Raw genomic sequence first — 17,792 nt, forward strand, 5'->3', positions numbered from 1 at the left:
CTTAAATGGCTTTTTACGTTCTTCATCCTTTAGCGGCGATGGAGCATGCTTTCGATCCGCTTCATTTGCCACTGCAATTGTTTCATTTCACGCTCCATATCTTCAACTTTCTTTTGCATACTAGAAGGGTTTCCTCCGCCGTTTTGGCCGTCTCTCCGAATCCCAGACTCAGTAAAACCGACTGGTGGCTGTTGCGGAAACGCCGTATCCATTTCCTCCTCAGCTGCGGCCTCTGCTCTTCGCGCTTCCTCTCGTGCTATTGTTAAACCAACAAGGTCCATCGCCGTCGCAATTCCGCCGATAATCGCAGCGTAGTAAATCAGATCTTCAGCAAATTGGATCATTTCTTCTGAACGCCTTGCTTCCTCTTCTCTTGCTTTCTCATCCATTTCTGGCATCGTTCCCTCACCTGCCCGCATGGGAATAAATCCGAAAACATACATTTCAGTATATGAACAAGGTATAGGAACTATGCTTTATTAGAGAGCGGTTCACTGATTTAAAACTGAAACCTTTTCCAAAAGAACTTCGTATATCATGATAAATAAAGAATAGAAAGGAGGGCAGCTCATGGAGCTAGATACGCTGTATCTGACGGTTTTGCTTGTAAGCGGAGGTGTAACGATCATTTATGTCTTGCTTTCAGATGTTTTTGATAGTATTGCCATTTTTGACAGTTGGCTTTCACCAGCATTTGTGCTATCTGCCATCAGTTTTTTTAGTGCAAGTGCGTACTTACTGGAAAAGTTTTCGCCCTTATCCAGCGTGGTTAGCGCAGGCATTAGTCTAGTCGTCGCCTCTATGCTTGCCATTTTATTTAACTTATTTATTTTAACTCCGCTACAGCATACGGAGGAATCGACGGCATACAGCGAGGAAGATCTAGAAGGGGAATACGGCGAAATCATTCTCTCGATCCCTGCGGAAGGCTTCGGCGAAATCGTCGTTCGCCTCGACAGCGGCACCATTGCCAAAACGGCCACAAGCATGGACGGGAAACCGATTTCCGCTGGGGCGACGGCGGTCATTATGAAAATCGAAAACAATATCGCTTACGTCTCCGAATTGACAGATCCATTACTTGATTAATTGGAGGTATATAATGGCAGTAGAAATCATGATTATTATTGGAATTGTCCTTGTTATTCTTGCTGTGCTTGTCGGCGTGTTCGTAACTCGCTACAGAACAGCAGGCCCAGATGAAGCATTGATTGTCACAGGCAGCTACCTTGGCGGCAAAAATGTGAACATGGATGAGGCTGGGAACCGCATTAAAATTGTCAGAGGCGGCGGAACCTTTGTCATGCCTGTATTCCAGCAAGCAAAACCACTTTCACTCTTGTCGAGCAAACTCGACGTACAAACACCAGAAGTTTATACCGAACAAGGCGTGCCTGTCATTGCCGACGGTACCGCCATCATTAAAATTGGCGGCTCCATTGGCGAAATTGCGACTGCGGCAGAACAGTTCCTCGGCAAAACTCGGGATGACCGGGAACAAGAAGCAAAAGAAGTACTAGAAGGGCATCTTCGCTCCATTCTAGGTTCGATGACTGTCGAAGAAATTTATAAAAACCGCGAACGGTTTTCACAAGAAGTGCAAAAAGTTGCTTCTCAAGACCTGGCCAAAATGGGACTTGTCATTGTATCATTTACAATCAAAGATTTACGTGATACCAACGGCTACTTAGAATCACTCGGGAAACCGCGCATCGCCCAAGTGAAGCGTGATGCAGACATCGCCACGGCTGAAGCCGATAAAGAAACACGCATTCGCCAGGCAAATGCCAATATGGAGGCGCAGCGTTCCGAGATTGAACGTGCCACTGAAATTGCTGAGGCGGAAAAGAACAACCAATTGAAAGTAGCTGCGTACCGCAGCGAGCAAGAACAGGCAAAAGCGCAAGCGGACCAAGCCTACCATTTGCAAGAAGCCCGTTCAAAGCAGGAAGTAACGGAACAGCAAATGCAAATTCAAATCATTGAGCGGCAAAAGCAAATCGAGCTTGAAGAAAGAGAAATTGCCCGCCGCGAACGGCAGTATGACGCTGAAGTCAAGAAAAAAGCAGACGCCGACCGTTATTCCGTCGAGCAAGCGGCTGCCGCGCAAAAAAGCAAACAACTTGCCGAAGCAGATGCAGACAAATACCGTGTTGAAGCAATGGCGAAAGCGGAAGCGGAGCGGGTCCGTGTTGACGGGCTGGCAGAAGCGGAAGCCGAACGAGCACGTGGGGAAGCTGAAGCTGAAGTCATTCGTCTTAAAGGGCTGGCAGAAGCGGAAGCAAAAGAAAAAATTGCCGAAGCGTTTGAAAAATACGGAGAAGCCGCTAAACTTAGCATGTTAATCGAAATGCTCCCTGATTATGCTCGCGAAGTAGCAGCACCGCTCGCGAACATCGATAAGATTACCGTTGTCGATACCGGCGCAGGCGGCCAAGGGAGCGGCGCTAACAAAGTAACTGGCTACGCGACCGACTTAATGGCTGGCTTGCAAGAGTCCTTAAAAGCGTCTAGCGGAATTGACGTAAAAGAGCTAGTTGAAAATTTATCGAAGAAATAAACACTCCTTCCATTGGTTTAAATGCTTTAGGGATTTACGCACCATAAAAAGCAACCACGAAAGCTTGCCGACGCGAGATGCCCGGCAAGCTTTTTAGTGATGAGAATTTATTGGCCTTTTCGTAAAAAAACAGCCGCCCTTTCTTAAGGACAACCGTTTTTCCAAATGATTAAGCTCGAAAATAACGTTACGCTGTTAAAATAAGCGGCTTATCTTTGGTAATGACAATCGTGTGCTCAAACTGTGCAGCATAATGATGCTCTGGCAGCAGCAGCCCCCAACCGTCAGCGCCCTCGTCTACAAATTCCGCCCCATCCGATACAAAAGTTTCCACTGCGAGCACGAGCCCGTTCGTGAGCAACCTGCTGTCTCGTGGATCATAATAATTCAAAATGCTGTCTGGCATCTCATGCAACTTGCGGCCAATGCCGTGCCCGGCCAAATTACGGATCACGGTGAAGCCACCTTTGCGGGCTTCGTTGTGAATCGCCCGTCCGATGCCGCTGATCCTCGCACCCGCCTTAGCCTTCTTAAGCCCTTGGTGCAGCGCACGAAGCGAGCTCTGACATAGCTTTTCCTTGTGCGGCGAGCGAGATCCTACCACTGTCGTTGCCCCGGTGTCAGCATAATACCCGCCCAGCTCCGCCGACACATCAATATTAACGACGTCCCCTTCCTTCAGCACCCGAGGGCCTGGGATGCCATGGGCAGCTACCTCATTTACAGAGATACACGTTGTTCCCGGAAAACCGTAGGTAATATAAGGCGCGGAGACAGCTCCATGCTCATCCAACACCCTTTTGCCGATGCCGTCAAGCTCTGCCGTTGTAATTCCAGCCTGGACAGAGGATAGCATCTCTTCACGGGCCATTGCCACGATACGGCCAATCTTCTGTAAAGCGATGAGATCGTGTTCTGATTCGATGGACACGTTTTAACCTCCAGTATCTGTCTTTCAACTCAAATTTACTTCCAGTATACTCGAAAAGAAGCCTTGTGTCCCTCTGAGAGTGTATTTATCGGTCCTTGGCTGGCGTAAAGCAATCGCAACAAGACACTGGCTGCAGCGGTGCTGCTATATGAATATTTAACTATTTCATAAACAGCCAAGATTTTTCTACTAAAAATTGATCGCCATACATAGTCGATACATCAGCATTTACGTCACTTTCGTTTATCAATCTATTAAACGTGTTTTGTAAATACTTCGTATGGGCCTTTTTATCAATCCACCCTGTTAACACGAGGTATCTTTTACTTAATGTATTTTTAGCAAAATAACCACCTAGCATTCCTTCTTCTTGAGCCATGTTTTTATTCCAAACTTTTATTTGCATCTCTTCAAAGTGAGCCATTCTATTTTCCCTAACATCACAGTTGGCAAAACGAATATAATTTCCATTAATAAAATCATTGATATTGCCTTCACATATACCAAATTTCTCCTCAAATAATTCTATATGTATAGAAGAAATACTTCCTTCCTGGCCAGTAAGGAACGCAACCTTGTCATGTTCGTTCTTCATAAAGTGTAGATAATCTTTCTTGTCTTGCCATAAAGAAAAGATATAGGCAGTATTTTCTTGTTTATCACTCCACCCTCCAATTTGACCTACAAAGCCTTCCAATCCTTTTAGATAACCCCATTTAGCTTGACCATTAGAAAAAACGTCTTTCTTTTCTTTTTTCACTTTACATGTAATGTGTTTAATAAACACCCATCATCCCTCCAATACATTCTACTGATTATAGAAGAACGATGTACCTTTATACAATCTCTTATTTAACTAAGCCATAAGGATCCGTTACAGTAAGAGTGGCAGTACTCCCGATTTATACGAACCGGTGTACTTAGGAAAGAGAAAATGGATCCAGCGAGGAGGCGAAACTTGAGAGGGAATTTTGATCAGAGAAAGATAGTTATATCTATTTTTAACACGATGTATAAACATGAGATAGAAATAAACCCCAGAACATTTTAGGTTTTTTTATGAACAACGAAGAGACAATCATTGTAGGAAGAAGCAGCTACAAGGCCCCTTCTTCCTTAAATCCTTTTTCTATACTATAGGACGTTCTTTCCCGGCTTGAAAATCAACTGGTTTAAATCCCCAGCGCTGCTTTCATGATTTTCGGGACTTCAGTGTTGTCGATCGTGCCGGTAAACCGTTCTGCCCCGGCGCCGTAAGCGTACAGTGGCACGTCAATGCCTGTATGATCTAACGATGACCAGGCTACGCCTGCTTTTTCGCTGATGGCCGTATTGATCGCTAATTCCAGTGAGTCGCTTTCTTTCAGTTGATCCAATTCTTCTTCTGTCCATTCAAAATTGGTGTACGTTTCAAACACTTCTTTTAAGTTGCTATAATTCCGTTCGACTTCTGCAGCCATGTCGCTCCCTAGAGCAGAGACACCATGAAGCTTAGACGGATCCCCTTCTTCTGATGCGTGAACGGCCATCCCCCCTGTATCATGATCGCCGACCATGACGACAAGCGTCTCGCCATTCTCATCGGCAAAATCGACCGCTGCTTCGACTGCTTCTTCAAAAGCGGCCGTATCTGTCATGGCGTAATAGGCGTCATTGGCGTGTCCAGCCCAGTCAATTTGGCTGCCTTCTACCATTAAGAAAAACCCATTGTCCTCTTTTGACAAGAATTCAATTGCTTTTTCAGTCATCTCCCCTAAACTAGGCTCGTCCGTCCGTTTATTAGCTGCCGGCGACAGTGCTTCTTCAGCAAACAAGCCAAGCAAGCGGTCTTCTTCACCATTCCAGTTCGCTAATTGCCGCGCTGTCTCTACAAATGCAAACCCTTTTTCTTCTGCTTCGCTTATTAAATCGACGCCATCTTCGCGAATACCGCCTTGGTCTTCAGGCACAAACTCTGTCCGGCCACCACCAAGCATTAAATCGATATGATCGTTTGCGACCATTTGTGAGGCGATTTCTGTATAACTGTTCCGTGACTCTACGCTAACAGCAAAAGCGGCAGGCGTCGCGTGTGTAATCGTTGATGTAGCCACAAGTCCTGTGCGCTTGCCGTTTTCTTTCGCTGAGTCGAGAATTGTCGGCAATGTTTGTCCAGCAGGAGTTACGCCGATCATGCCATTATTCGTTTTTTCCCCGGTTGCTAAAGCTGTGCCTGCTGCAGCGGAATCGGTCACTTCTGCATTTGCCGAGTGCGTTTGCACGAAGGCGCGCAGCATGTTGCGTTCGTCCCAAATAGGCTCGCCATCTTCCTTGTATAAACGGTAATTGTTTGTATAGCCTTGCGAAAAGCCATCAGGAATTAAAAAGATGACATTTTTGGCTTGTCCACTGCTAGGCTGATTGCCTTCTTCTCCTACTTCCCCACTGTCTGATGCAAATGCCGCCGTGTAGGTCGCTCCAAGACACACGATCCCAACCAGCCCTGCCACTGCCAATTTCTTTGAACGTTTCATGCTTTTCGCCTCCCATTAGGGTAAAAATGATCTCCATTTGTAAGTATAAAGAACCGATGTAAAGCAACCGCAAATAAACCGTTAACATTCGTAAAGATTGGCTAAAGAGAGGCGAGGCAGTGGTTCAACTATGTAAAAATAGAAGTACAACAAAACCCACATGCTTTTCTCGGCTGCATGCGGGTTTATTGCCCTATCAAATCACGAGTCGTCGCCTTTAAGGCCTAGCTTAGCAAGCTGGTCGGCAAGCGCTGAATTCGCAAACTGGTCTTGCTTGTTTTGCTTCTTCATATAGCTCTGCACTTCTCGTTTTGATACGTTTTTATGTTTGTTTTGTTTACGTCGTTGTTCAAATTGCGCCTTTTTCTCGCGATGGCCGCAAACACACGCAAACACTTGGCCTTCGCCTTCACCGCGAAGTTCTAGTTTCTTTTTGCATTTTGGACAGCGTGCATTTGTGGTCATTGCAATGTTTTTCCGATAACCGCATTCCCGGTCTTGGCATACGCGCATTTTTCCTTTTTTGCCGTTTACTTCAAGGAGAAATTTGCCGCATTCAGGGCATTTTTCACCTGTTTTGTTGTCGTGGCGGAAAGTGGCGGTGTCGGCTTTTACTTGGGCGACAACGGCTTTGGCGTATTCTTTCATTTCTGCAATAAACATTTGTTTTTGTTCTTTGCCTTGGACGATCTTTTCGAGCCGTTGCTCCCATTTTGCCGTAAGTGCTGGCGATTTCAATTCAGCCGGAACAAGCTCAAGCAGCTGTTTGCCTTTTGAAGTGATATATAAATCTTTGCCTTTCTTTTCAATGTAGAAGCTAGAGAAAAGCTTTTCAATAATATCGGCCCGCGTCGCTACTGTCCCAATTCCCCCAGCTTGTGCAAGCGTCTTTTTAATTGTCTCGTCTTTCGCTTCCATATGCTGGGCAGGTTTTTCCATTGCCGCTAATAACGTACCCTCATTAAAACGTGGCGGTGGGCTAGTTTTGCCTTGTGTCATGCCTACCCATTTAACAGCCTTTTTATCGCCTTTGCTCATAGCTGGCAACAAACGGGCCAACGCTTCGTCTTCTTCACCTGTTTCCTGCCCACGCCAGCCAGCAGACACAAGGCGTTCGCCTTTGGCCCGAAGCAGCTCTCCGTTTGCCGTCGCTTCTACTGACGTTAACTCTGACTCACTTGGCGGGAAAAAGTTTGCCAGAAAACGGCGCACAATCAAGTGATACAGCTTTGCTTCCTTGTCGCTCATGGCGCTTGCGCTCTGAGGTTGTTCCGTTGGAATGAGCGCATGGTGGTCTGACACTTTTGCATCGTTGACCATTTGCCGTTTTGCATTGGCAAGCCCTTGTTTTTTGGCGTTAGCTACCATTTTGCGGAAAGGCTGGACATCAACAGCGTGGAGACGTTCTTTCAACGTTTCGACAAGATCAGAAGAAAGATAGCGTGAATCTGTGCGCGGATACGTAACCGCTTTATGTTGTTCATACAAACGTTGCAAAGCAGCAAGCGTTTCTTTAGCCGAATAGCCAAAGCGCTTGTTTGCCTCGCGCTGCAATTCCGTTAAGTCGTAAAGAGGCGGTGGAGGCGTCCGCTTCGTTTTTGCGTTGACAGAATCAATGACAATGGCAGACTGCTGCAGCTTTTCTTGCAGCGTTTTTGCCCGCTTGTCGTCAAAAATCCGTTCCTCTTTTGAGCGCCTGTCCGCCCAACGGAATGTAACACCGTCTTTCGTTTCGACCGAAATGGTGTGGTACGGTTTTGGCACAAACTTGCGGATTGCTTCCTCCCGGTCGGCAAGAATGGCAAGTGTAGGCGTCTGCACACGGCCGCAGGACAGCTGGGCGTTATGCTTCGTCGTCAATGCTCTTGTTCCGTTAATTCCGACGTACCAATCTGCCTCGGCTCTTGCTGCTGCTGCGGCATATAACGTTTCGTAGCGTTTGCCGTCTTTCAGTTGTTTAAATCCATCTTTAATGGCTTTATCCGTAACGGACGAAATCCATAATCGTTTTACAGGTTTTTTGACATGGGCTTTCTCCAAAATCCAGCGGGCGACGAGCTCCCCTTCGCGTCCAGCATCAGTTGCTATTACAACTTCTCCTACATCTTGGCGGTTTAATACGTGCTTAACAGCATGGAACTGTTTCGCTGTTTGTTTGATCACGACAAGCTCAAGGCGTTTTGGCAACATCGGCAGTTCTTCTAGTTTCCAAGTTTTATACTGCTTGCCGTAATGCTCAGGATCTGCGTGTGTTACTAAATGGCCAAGCGCCCATGTGATAATATAGCCGTTTCCTTCCAAATAACCGTTTCCTTTTTGATTGCATCCAAGAACCCTGGCAATGTCCCGGGCTACAGACGGCTTTTCGGCTAATACTGCTTTTTTCTTCATTCAATCACTCCTTGCCCGTTATTCTGATGATGAGCACTTTTAAGTATTGTCCTTGAGGATAGGCCGGCGAAGTGGCAAAATCCTCTGGAAGCCGATGTTCTTCAAGCAGTTCATAGCTGCAGTTTTTGGCTGTGCATGCCTGGTCTACAAATTGTTTAAAACGCCTCCGTTCAACGTTGGCCGCATTGGTCGAGGCCACAATAATACCGTTTGGCGCTGTTACCGATAGCGCCTTCTCCAACAAAAGCGTGTAGTCTTTTGCCGCGCTGAATGTCCGTTTTTTCGAACGGGCAAAGCTAGGCGGATCAAGGACTACCAGATCAAACTCAAGCCGATTTTTTTCAGCATAGGATAGATAGCGAAATGCGTCCATAACAACAATGTGCTGGTCTTCAACAGCAATGCCATTAATTAAAAATTGTTCTTCTGTTTTCGAACGGCTCCTGTTGGCAAGATCAACGCTTGTTGTGTTAGCTGCCCCGCCAAGCGCAGCGGCAACAGAAAAAGCACCCGTATAGGAAAAAAGGTTTAACATTCGCGCTCCAGGCGCGTATTGGTCACGAATCTGTTTTCTTACGTGGCGTTGATCGAGAAAAATACCCGTCATCGGTCCGTCATTTAAATAAACAGCGAAATACATGCCATTTTCTTTAACAAGCAATGGGAACTGACCGCGCTCTCCACAAACGAAATCGTCATCTTCGACATATTGGCCTTCACTAGCAAAACGTTTCTTCTCATAGATGCCTTTGTAGGCCGTACACGCAGTAAGCGCCTCAAGAACTTGGCTGCGAAATGAATACATGCCTTTGCTGTACCACGTTACCAAAAAAAACCCTTCATAATAGTCAATTGTAAGTCCGCCGACTCCGTCTCCTTCCCCATTTAAAACACGGAATGCGGTTGTCTCTTCATTGACAAAAAGCCCAGCCCGTTTGTTTAAAGCTGTTTCAATTTTCCCCTTAAAAAAGCGGACGTCAATGGACTCATCTTTGTTAGTGGAAAGCACCCAGCCTTGGCCGACATTCTGTTTTCCGTAATAGCCACGGACCAAAAAACGGCCGCCACTATCTGTAACGCGAAGAATCGTCCCCTCGCGGACGTCAGCAGGCAAGTGAAAATCATCTTTATGGAAAAGGGGGTGTCCCTTTTTTAATCGAACAGCTACTTTATCACTAACCGTAACAGTTTTCTCGTAGGCTTTCATTTGCTCACCTCTTTTAAGTAGTATACCATAGACAAAATCGATAAGCTGTTTGAGAGGGAAGGCTTCTGTCTGATTGGTTTTGTCGACTTCCGTTAAGGCCGGTCAATGGAAGGAAGCGCTCTTCCTTTCGGCGGACACTAATCTTGCTACCGGAACAACGCCTCCTCTTAAAAATTGACCATTTTTCAAAAAATGGCATGTTTTCTCGTTCTACGCTACATCACTGCCCAGCTTGCTGTTATACTAAAGGAAAGAGTAAGGAGGGCACGTATGTTCAAATGGATTAGTTATATAGAAGGCATTTCGTTGCTGCTATTGCTGTTTGTGGCAATGCCCCTTAAATATTTTGCTGATATTCCTGAAGCAGTAAGCATTGTCGGAATGGCACATGGCGTTTTGTTTATTGTTTATATGCTGTTTGTGGCATCCTATTTTTTCAGCCGCGCTTGGTCTTTTAAAACCGCGCTGTTGGCAAGCATCGCCTCCGTAATTCCATTCGGTCCGTTTGTGTTTGATAGCCGCATTTTAAAACAACAGCGTCCTCCAGCTTTATAGATTTTTGCTCTCCTACGTTTTAAGATTTCAAGAGCGGGGTAAGCAAAAAACAGGGAGGCGATACAATATGAAACCTGTTTATAAAGAGTTTTTCAATGATGAAGAAGTTGTCCAAGCAGTCAATGCCCTAAAAGCAAAGAACGTATCTGAAGACGACATTTATGTCATCACTCACGACGACGACCGGACAGAGCGTGTGGCTGATAATGCCGACGCTAACAAAATCAGTGCAGCTGAGACTGGGTTAGGCACTGCACTTAAAAACACGTTCCGGAGTAAGGGCGATGAGCTTCGGGCCAAATTTGAAGAAATTGGCTTTACTGCAGATGAAGCTGAACAATTGGAAGAACGTCTTGATCAAGGCAAAGTGATTGTCGCTGTGACCAATCAAGACGCCCAGTTTACTTTTTAAGCCCTTAAAAGGCCGTCCTCTGCATGGAGGGCGGTTTTTTACATAAACATACCCATAACAGAAAAAGGAGGAGCGTGCCTTGAGCGATCAACTGAAAAAACAATTTTTAGAATGGTTTCTGAACAAGCACCATTTGAAGCATCGCGATGCACGAGATTTGCTTCTCCACATCAAATCAACACCCCACTTGCTACAACATTTGTATTTTACTGAAAAACGACTTCCTAGGGCACGTACGCTCATCGTTGCCAGCACTCAATCGGATGAGCCTGGATTTGTGTACTACTATGGAGCAAAAAAGACAGAAAGTGTCGCAAAAGCGTGGGACGACATTGTCACAAACCCATCTGCTCCCTTTTATTTAATTGTCCATTTTTATGGAAGGAATTTAAACCACCTTTATCGACAGTTGCTTGATACACCCCTATCCCGCCCTTACAAAACATATAAACAATTTCAAATGTATGAGCAGGAAACGAAACAGTTTCTCGACTACGTATCAGAAGCTAATCAAATCAATCGCCTCCGCGCAGCCATCGATAAAGCACTCGATGAACGCAATCATGAAGAGTTTGCCCGATTGACGCGGAAGCTCCGACAACTGCAGGAAAACCACCAACGCCCCTCCTAACAGGCTTTTCGCCTAAAAACACAAAAAAGCCCAGACCTCATTGTCCAAAAAGGCTTGGGCTTCCTTCTATTATTGTGCTTTCGTTGTCTCCTCAGGCCGGACCCATCTTGAGACAAGTCCATGCGATGGGGAACAAATAAAACTAACAAGAAACACAGCACCGGTCATTAACGCCATCGACCCTGAAATCGAACTATCTAGCCATAGGGCGACATAATAGCCGAGAATAGCCGACAACGCACCAAAGGCCGCACTTAAAACGAGCATGATCGATAAGCGGTTGGTCCATAAGTAGGCAGAAGCAGCCGGTGTAATGAGCATAGCCACAACCATAATCGCCCCAACGGCATCAAACGAAGCAACTGTCGTAATTGAGACAAGCGTCATAAATAGATAGTGAAGCAACATCACCGGCAAACCGAGGCTTACGGCCAATGCTGGATCAAAAGAGGTGATTTTCCATTCTTTGTAGAAAGCGAGCACAAAAAACAAAACGATCGCCAACACAAGCAGCAACGTGGCCGTAGCCACAGGGATCTCAAAGCCAAAGAGCGTCAATCGATTCCAAGGAATAAAAGCGATTTCTCCCATTAAGGCATGCTTAATATCAAGGTGGACATTGCCTACAGCGGTTGATATTAAAATGACGCCAAGAGCGAATAGCGACGTAAACACCACGCCAATGGAAGCGTCATGTTCGACCCCTTTGGAATGGAACCATTGAACGAGAAATGTGGTTAATATCCCTGCGCCAATCGCGCCAATGAGCATATGAACGCCTTCTAAGCTTTGGGTAATGAGAAACGCGATAACAATGCCAAGCAAAACGGTATGGCTGATCGCGTCGGCCATCATCGCCATCCGCCGCAAAATTAAGTAGGCGCCGACGATGCCGCATGTAATGCCAACGAGGGCTCCGGTTATGAGAATCCACCCTTCATACGAAATCATGGCTGCCCGCCCCCTTCTGCTGCAATCCGCTTTGCTTCCTCATCATGTTGGGCCCGTGCATCCCGTTGCTGCTTTTTGAATTCGATTCGTTCAGTAAACAAACCTTTTTCTTTTCCAAATACAAGGGAAACGAGGAAAAAAGCTGTTGCTGAAAGAACAATGAACGGGCCAGTGGGCCAGCCCGCTCCTTGAGCGCTAATAAACGTACCAAACGCGCCAGAAAAACCACCAAAAACAGCAGAGAGAACCATCATCCCTTTAAAAGAATGGGTCCAATAACGGGCGCTAACAGCAGGGATGATTAAAAGAGCAGCCATTAAAATCACTCCGACGGCTTGTATGCCGATTACAATCGTCGTAACGAGGCCAAACACGTAGAGCCCATTCATAACAGGTACGGGCAGCCCCAGCCCCTTGGCAAAATCAGCATCAAACAAATAGAGCTTCCACTCTTTAAAGGCAATCACAATCAGCAAGATCACCGCTGCCGCCAGCGCCGCCATGGTGTACACATCTTGGCGCACCATGCTCGCTGCCTGGCCAAAAATAAATGTATCAAGTCCGCTTTGATTGCCACCAGCAGTGCGGTTAACAATCGTTAACAACACAATCCCGCCGCCAAAAAAGACGGACAAAATAATGCCCATTGCCGCATCTTCCTTGATGCGTGTCGCAGAACGGATCGCATAAATGAGCCAAGCGCCTAGTAAAGCACTTAAAGCGGCGCCGACAATTAAAAACAGCAATTGTTTCTCCTGAATGATCATAAAGGCAATGACAACGCCTGGCAACGCTGCGTGAGACAATGCATCGCTCATTAAGCTTTGTTTTTTCCAGTAAGCTAGCGTGCCGAACATGCCTGATGCGACACCGAGCAAAACCGCACTAACGAGGACCCATTGAAAGTTAATGGATGATAGCACTGACATTGCGCCCATCCCCTTTCATGAAGTGGATCGCGCCGCCATATGTTTTTTCAATATTAGTAGCGGTATACACTTCTTCCGTCGGCCCATGGGCAATAACCGTCTTGTTTAGAAAAAGCACGTGATCAAAATAATCAGCGACTGTCTGTAAATCATGGTGAACGACAAGAACCGTTTTTCCCTCTTTACGCAATTCTTTTAATATCGCCATGATTGCTCGCTCTGTAGCAGCATCGACTCCAGCAAGCGGCTCATCCATAAAATAGAGATCAGCCTCTTGAACGAGGGCACGCGCTAAAAACACACGTTGCTGCTGCCCGCCAGACAGCTGGCTAATTTGCCGATTCGCGTACTCAGTCATCCCGACTTTTTCAAGTGCTTGCATTGCTTGTTCCCGATGTTTTTTTTGCGGCCATTTCAGCCAGCCAATCCGGCCATACAGACCCATCAGCACAACATCTAGAGCGTTTGTCGGAAAGTCCCAATCAACTGAGCCTCGCTGTGGAACGTAACCAATCCGCGTTTTTACTTTTTTAAGGGGTTCGCCGAAAAAAGTTACGTCTCCTGACAAGTAAGGGTGCAATTGGAGCACCGTTTTGATTAACGTCGACTTTCCTGCTCCGTTTGGCCCCACAATGCCCGTCAATGTACCTGGGGCGATTTCAAATGAGACATTTTGCAACACCGTATTTTTTCGGTAAGCAGCGCTAAGCTGCCGGACATCAATTACATTCATGTTCTGTTCATCTCCTGTTGGTGCGCTCCGCCACTAATCCGCCATCATTTAATTAGTCTTGGCCGCCTCCATTCATAAGCGCATCATAAATGGTTTCGACATTGTGTCGGTACATCCCAATATATGTGCCTTCCTCTGTCCCTGCTTCTCCCATTGCATCAGAATAAAGTGTGCCTCCTAATTCAATGTCAACGCCAGCTTCTCCGGCGCCTTCAATCACAGCCTGTATCGAAGAATCATTGACACTGCTTTCAACAAATACAGCGGGCACTTGTTTTTCGACAATTGTATCAATCGTTGATTGAATGTCAGAAATGCCAACCTCGTCTTCTGTGCTTAAACCTTGCAAGCCGACCACTTCTATGTTATTCATACGCCCAAAATATTGGAACGCATCATGGGCTGTTACTAAAATCCGCTGCTCTTCAGGAATTTCGCCTAACTTCTCAACCGAAAATGTGTATAGCTCATCTAGCTCGGCAAAATAATCTTGCTTGTTTTGTTCAAAATAATCGGCTTCGCTTGGCGCTATTTCTTTTAATTGTTCAACGGCCGCGTCAATCGCCTGTTGCCACATGTTTACGTCAAACCAAATATGGGGGTCTGTCGCCGAAGCGTCCTCTTCATCATCTAGCAATTCACTTTCCGCCACCTCTTCGCCAATCGCCAATGCCGGCACATCCACATTAGCAAATACGTCAGACATTTGCGCTTCTAAATGAAGGCCATTATAAAAAATGACATCGGCGTTGCTAATCGTTTGCAAATCACTTTGCGACGCCTCATATAAATGGGGGTCTACCCCAGGACCCATAATCGTTTTTACTTCCACAAAATCGCCGCCAATTCGTTCTAATGGCTCGCCAATTTGGGCGATCGTAGCGACGACTTGAATGGGGTCGTCCTCACTTGGCTCGACTTCTCCTCCTGCCCCATCTGAACACCCCGTTGCAGCAAGCAAGACAACAGCTGCACTTATTGAACTTATTCCCCATATGTTCTTATTCAATGACATATCCCCCTTTAGCCATATATTCTCCATTCATTACTTTATGCATAAATACAGGACACTTTCCTGTCCACAATAAAGTTTCTCTAATGCAACTTTAATAACCAATGCCAACTTTGTCAAGACTCATAGACAAAAAATATTCACAACAAGCAACAAGCTAACCGACGTCTTTTTCTGTTCTTCTGCATAGCGTGCGTCTCGTACAGCGTTATCATACCTGCCAGTAAAAAGAGTTCACACGGTTTCTGCAGCAACATACACAAGTCTGGCACATCTTAAATAAAAAAAGAGCCGTCTTAAGGCCACTCATAAATGCCTTAGACAACTCTATAACCATCCATTATCTCCATAAATAATTCCTCTATGCCAAGCCATAGCGAATATGCGAAAAGCTTTGCAGCACCTGGACGAACAACGCCTCTTAAGAACATCTCGCTCGTTTCCCAGTTAAAACTGGTTCTGACAAGAGACAGTCGCTGCTTTCCTTATCTCTGACAAAAACCTATTTATATGTCACATCGAGATCTTCGGTGCCACCCAATCGTTGTTTAATGGGAACTTGATTTCTCCTCTGCTTTCCGCTTTTCCTTCTGTTGCGGCAGTACGACCCAGCGCTGAATAGCAGCGGCAACGCCATCATTGGTGTTTGTGGCTGTAATCCAATCAGCTTTTCGCTTTACAGCCTCCTGGGCATTGCCCATGGCGATTCCAAGTCCTGCCTCAGTAATCATAGCAATATCATTTAAACTGTCGCCAACAGCCATGACGTTTTGCAACGAAATGCCTAAGTCGTCGCATACTTTCTTTAACGCAAACGCTTTGTTAATGCCTAGGGCATTGATTTCGATATTGGTTGGGCTTGAATTGGTTATTTCTGTGATGGCCCGCAGCTGGAGCTCAGCGATAATCGCTTTGCGCACTTCATCATCTTCGGTATCAAACCCGAATTTTAGCCACTCGTGGCCATGCCTGTCATCGGGCAACTTGCCACGGAATATCGATTTCCTTGAAGCGCCCCATACATGTACGCCATGCTTCTCCGTTAGTTCGTATATGTGGTCAACCGCCTCTGGCGGCATCAAACTCGTATTAAAAACACTCCCTTCACAGTCATAAATTTCACTGCCATTTGCGGTCACTAAGAAAGACTTCAGCCCAAGCGATGTGGCATACTTCCCGCAACTTGCTAACGTCCTGCCTGTTGCCAACACAACATGGACACCTAATTCCTGGGCTTCTGCAATCGCCTCACGATTGCCTTCCGAAATTTCGTGATTGTCATCCAGCAGTGTCCCATCCATATCAAGGGCAATTAACTGAATGTGCGGTCCTATTTGTTGGTCCATACGAATATGTCTCCTCCATTCACAGTGCTTTCTATATCTAGTGTACTATAAATAAATCGTGCTTGATGCCTATGCAAACGAATCTTAGAGCTGACTTTACAAACTTACACCATTATGGATGAATAAAAGGAAAAGGCCTCCCGACCGTTTTGGTTACGCGTCCAAAACGTAGTCGACAGGCCGGCGACGAACAGGGCGATCCGTTTTCCTTTACCTATTTGCATATTGGTTCCAAAAAGCGACAATGGTTTCCATCCCTTTATCAAAATTTTCGAGATGAAAATGTTCATTTGGAGCATGGAAATTCTCGCTCGGCAAACCGAATCCCATAAGGACAATCGGAATATGAAGTTGCGAATCAAATGTCTCCACTACTGGAATGGACCCACCCATCCTCGTGTACGCCACTTCTGTCTGGTAGACTTCCTCGTAAGCACGGGCACATGCAGCAAATACAGGGTCTGTCACTGGAGCGACAAAAGGCTTGCCTGTATCATGACGTTCTGTTGTCACTGTCACTCCAGGCGGCGTATGCGCTTGAATATGGGCTTCGATTTTTTCCAATATGTCAATTGGGTCTTGTCCCGGCACTAAGCGGCATGTGATTTTCGCGGTTGCTTCCGCTGGAATCACCGTTTTGACACCTTCCCCTTGGAAACCGCCATAGACGCCGTTTAATTCAAGCGTCGGCCGAATCCACGTGCGCTCTCGGGCTGTATACCCTTTCTCTCCGAACAGTTCATTGACACCAAGCTCCTCTTTTAGCGCCTCTTCTCCGCTTCCTAACGCCTTGATGCTTTCCATTTCTTCTGCAGAAGGGATTTCAATCCCTTCATAAAAGCCGTCAATCGTGATTTTTCCGTTCTCATCGCGCATCGAAGCGAGCAATTGAACAAGGGCATGCAAGGCATTTTGTACAGCGCCTCCATACAGGCCAGAGTGCAAGTCGCCTTTTGCCCCTTTTACGCGGATTTCTAACGCAGCAATGCCACGCAGCCCCGAACAGATAGCCGGTTTGCCTGCTTCAAGCATCGTCGTATCGGAAATAAGCAACACGTCGGCAGCTAAACGCTCTTTCTCGTTCGCTACAAATTCATCAAGATTAGGCGAACCAATCTCTTCTTCGCCCTCAATTAAAAATTTGACGTTAAACGGCAACGTCCCTTCTACTTCAAGCATCGTTTGCACCGCTTTCAAATGCATGAACACTTGACCCTTGTCATCACTAGCCCCACGGGCATAAAGCTTGCCATCGCGAACAGTCGGCTCAAACGGTTCCGTTTCCCATAAATGCAAAGGGTCAACTGGCTGAACATCGTAATGGCCATAAATCAATATCGTTTTTGCCTCTGGCCCTGCATCAAGCCACTCTGCATAAACGATAGGATGCTTTTTCGTTTCAATGATTTCCACTTTCTCCATTTTTGCCTGAAGAAACGCTTGCTTCAACCATTCTGCTGCAGCACGGATGTCTTCCTTATGCTCGGAAATGGAGCTAATGCTTGGAATTTTTAAAAATGCACTCAATTCTTCTAAATGCGCGGCGCGGTCTTGACGCAGCCGTTCTATCACTGAACTTGCCATTCACGCTACACCCCATTATGATTAAGTTCTTTTCATC

General features: G+C 46.2%; 17 protein-coding genes. 5 read left to right on the plus strand and 12 right to left on the minus strand.

The window, feature by feature from the left end:
- Positions 1-29: 29 nt before the first annotated feature.
- On the minus strand, positions 30-398 hold the full coding sequence (locus tag V5G21_RS08310; RefSeq protein WP_011248781.1) for a hypothetical protein: 369 nt from the start codon (positions 396-398) through the stop codon (positions 30-32).
- A 172-nt stretch (positions 399-570) separates the two neighbouring features.
- Here V5G21_RS08310 and V5G21_RS08315 point away from each other — a divergent pair, with 172 nt between their 5' ends.
- Positions 571-1,089: a hypothetical protein gene (locus tag V5G21_RS08315; protein WP_011248782.1), complete on the plus strand. Its 519-nt coding sequence runs from the start codon at positions 571-573 to the stop codon at positions 1,087-1,089.
- Between the two features lie 13 nt (positions 1,090-1,102).
- Positions 1,103-2,560 carry a flotillin family protein gene (locus tag V5G21_RS08320; RefSeq protein WP_011248783.1) on the plus strand — a complete coding sequence of 486 codons (1,458 nt, stop codon included), beginning with the start codon at positions 1,103-1,105 and terminating at the stop codon, positions 2,558-2,560.
- 187 nt (positions 2,561-2,747) lie between these two features.
- Here the strand turns inward: V5G21_RS08320 and map are convergent, their stop codons facing one another.
- The 5 genes from map to V5G21_RS08345 all read right to left on the minus strand — a co-directional run bounded on the left by map (position 2,748) and on the right by V5G21_RS08345 (position 9,602).
- Positions 2,748-3,491, minus strand: a complete 744-nt coding sequence (map, locus tag V5G21_RS08325) for a type I methionyl aminopeptidase (RefSeq protein ID WP_011248784.1) — start codon at positions 3,489-3,491, stop codon at positions 2,748-2,750.
- Positions 3,492-3,651: 160 nt separating this feature from the next.
- On the minus strand, positions 3,652-4,278 hold the full coding sequence (locus tag V5G21_RS08330) for a YdbC family protein (RefSeq protein ID WP_011248785.1): 627 nt from the start codon (positions 4,276-4,278) through the stop codon (positions 3,652-3,654).
- Positions 4,279-4,663: 385 nt separating this feature from the next.
- Positions 4,664-6,004: an alkaline phosphatase gene (locus V5G21_RS08335; protein ID WP_338465460.1), complete on the minus strand. Its 1,341-nt coding sequence runs from the start codon at positions 6,002-6,004 to the stop codon at positions 4,664-4,666.
- 201 nt (positions 6,005-6,205) lie between these two features.
- Positions 6,206-8,395, minus strand: a complete 2,190-nt coding sequence (locus V5G21_RS08340) for a DNA topoisomerase III (RefSeq protein WP_338465461.1) — start codon at positions 8,393-8,395, stop codon at positions 6,206-6,208.
- A gap of 4 nt (positions 8,396-8,399) precedes the next feature.
- Positions 8,400-9,602 (minus strand): class I SAM-dependent rRNA methyltransferase, encoded by a 1,203-nt coding sequence (locus tag V5G21_RS08345; RefSeq protein ID WP_035205831.1) that lies wholly within the window; start codon positions 9,600-9,602, stop codon positions 8,400-8,402.
- A 270-nt stretch (positions 9,603-9,872) separates the two neighbouring features.
- Between V5G21_RS08345 and V5G21_RS08350 the strand changes: the two genes are divergently transcribed.
- The 3 genes from V5G21_RS08350 to V5G21_RS08360 all read left to right on the plus strand — a co-directional run bounded on the left by V5G21_RS08350 (position 9,873) and on the right by V5G21_RS08360 (position 11,200).
- Complete coding sequence (locus V5G21_RS08350; RefSeq protein ID WP_035205829.1) at positions 9,873-10,157, plus strand: DUF3817 domain-containing protein; 285 nt, start codon at positions 9,873-9,875, stop codon at positions 10,155-10,157.
- A gap of 67 nt (positions 10,158-10,224) precedes the next feature.
- Entirely contained in the window at positions 10,225-10,569 is a 345-nt protein-coding gene (locus tag V5G21_RS08355) for a general stress protein (RefSeq protein WP_011248790.1), read from the plus strand.
- Between the two features lie 79 nt (positions 10,570-10,648).
- Positions 10,649-11,200: a YpiB family protein gene (locus V5G21_RS08360; RefSeq protein WP_011248791.1), complete on the plus strand. Its 552-nt coding sequence runs from the start codon at positions 10,649-10,651 to the stop codon at positions 11,198-11,200.
- 69 nt (positions 11,201-11,269) lie between these two features.
- Here V5G21_RS08360 and V5G21_RS08365 read toward each other — a convergent pair whose 3' ends face one another.
- The 6 genes from V5G21_RS08365 to V5G21_RS08390 all read right to left on the minus strand — a co-directional run bounded on the left by V5G21_RS08365 (position 11,270) and on the right by V5G21_RS08390 (position 17,755).
- The gene (locus V5G21_RS08365; protein ID WP_035205940.1) at positions 11,270-12,148 is read right to left on the minus strand and encodes a metal ABC transporter permease; all 879 of its coding nucleotides are present in this window, start codon (positions 12,146-12,148) and stop codon (positions 11,270-11,272) included.
- A complete protein-coding gene (locus V5G21_RS08370; protein WP_011248793.1) occupies positions 12,148-13,080 on the minus strand; it encodes a metal ABC transporter permease in 933 nt (310 codons plus the stop codon). Before V5G21_RS08370 ends, V5G21_RS08365 begins: the two co-directional genes overlap by 1 nt.
- Positions 13,058-13,813: a metal ABC transporter ATP-binding protein gene (locus tag V5G21_RS08375; RefSeq protein ID WP_011248794.1), complete on the minus strand. Its 756-nt coding sequence runs from the start codon at positions 13,811-13,813 to the stop codon at positions 13,058-13,060. Before V5G21_RS08375 ends, V5G21_RS08370 begins: the two co-directional genes overlap by 23 nt.
- A gap of 52 nt (positions 13,814-13,865) precedes the next feature.
- Complete coding sequence (locus V5G21_RS08380; RefSeq protein WP_035205826.1) at positions 13,866-14,828, minus strand: metal ABC transporter solute-binding protein, Zn/Mn family; 963 nt, start codon at positions 14,826-14,828, stop codon at positions 13,866-13,868.
- Between the two features lie 545 nt (positions 14,829-15,373).
- Positions 15,374-16,171: a Cof-type HAD-IIB family hydrolase gene (locus V5G21_RS08385; RefSeq protein WP_011248796.1), complete on the minus strand. Its 798-nt coding sequence runs from the start codon at positions 16,169-16,171 to the stop codon at positions 15,374-15,376.
- Between the two features lie 210 nt (positions 16,172-16,381).
- A complete protein-coding gene (locus tag V5G21_RS08390) occupies positions 16,382-17,755 on the minus strand; it encodes a dipeptidase (protein WP_011248797.1) in 1,374 nt (457 codons plus the stop codon).
- Positions 17,756-17,792 lie beyond the last annotated feature (37 nt).

The sequence above is a fragment of the Shouchella rhizosphaerae genome (genome assembly GCF_036700015.1).
Taxonomy (GTDB): Bacteria; Bacillota; Bacilli; order Bacillales; family Bacillaceae_D; genus Shouchella; species Shouchella rhizosphaerae.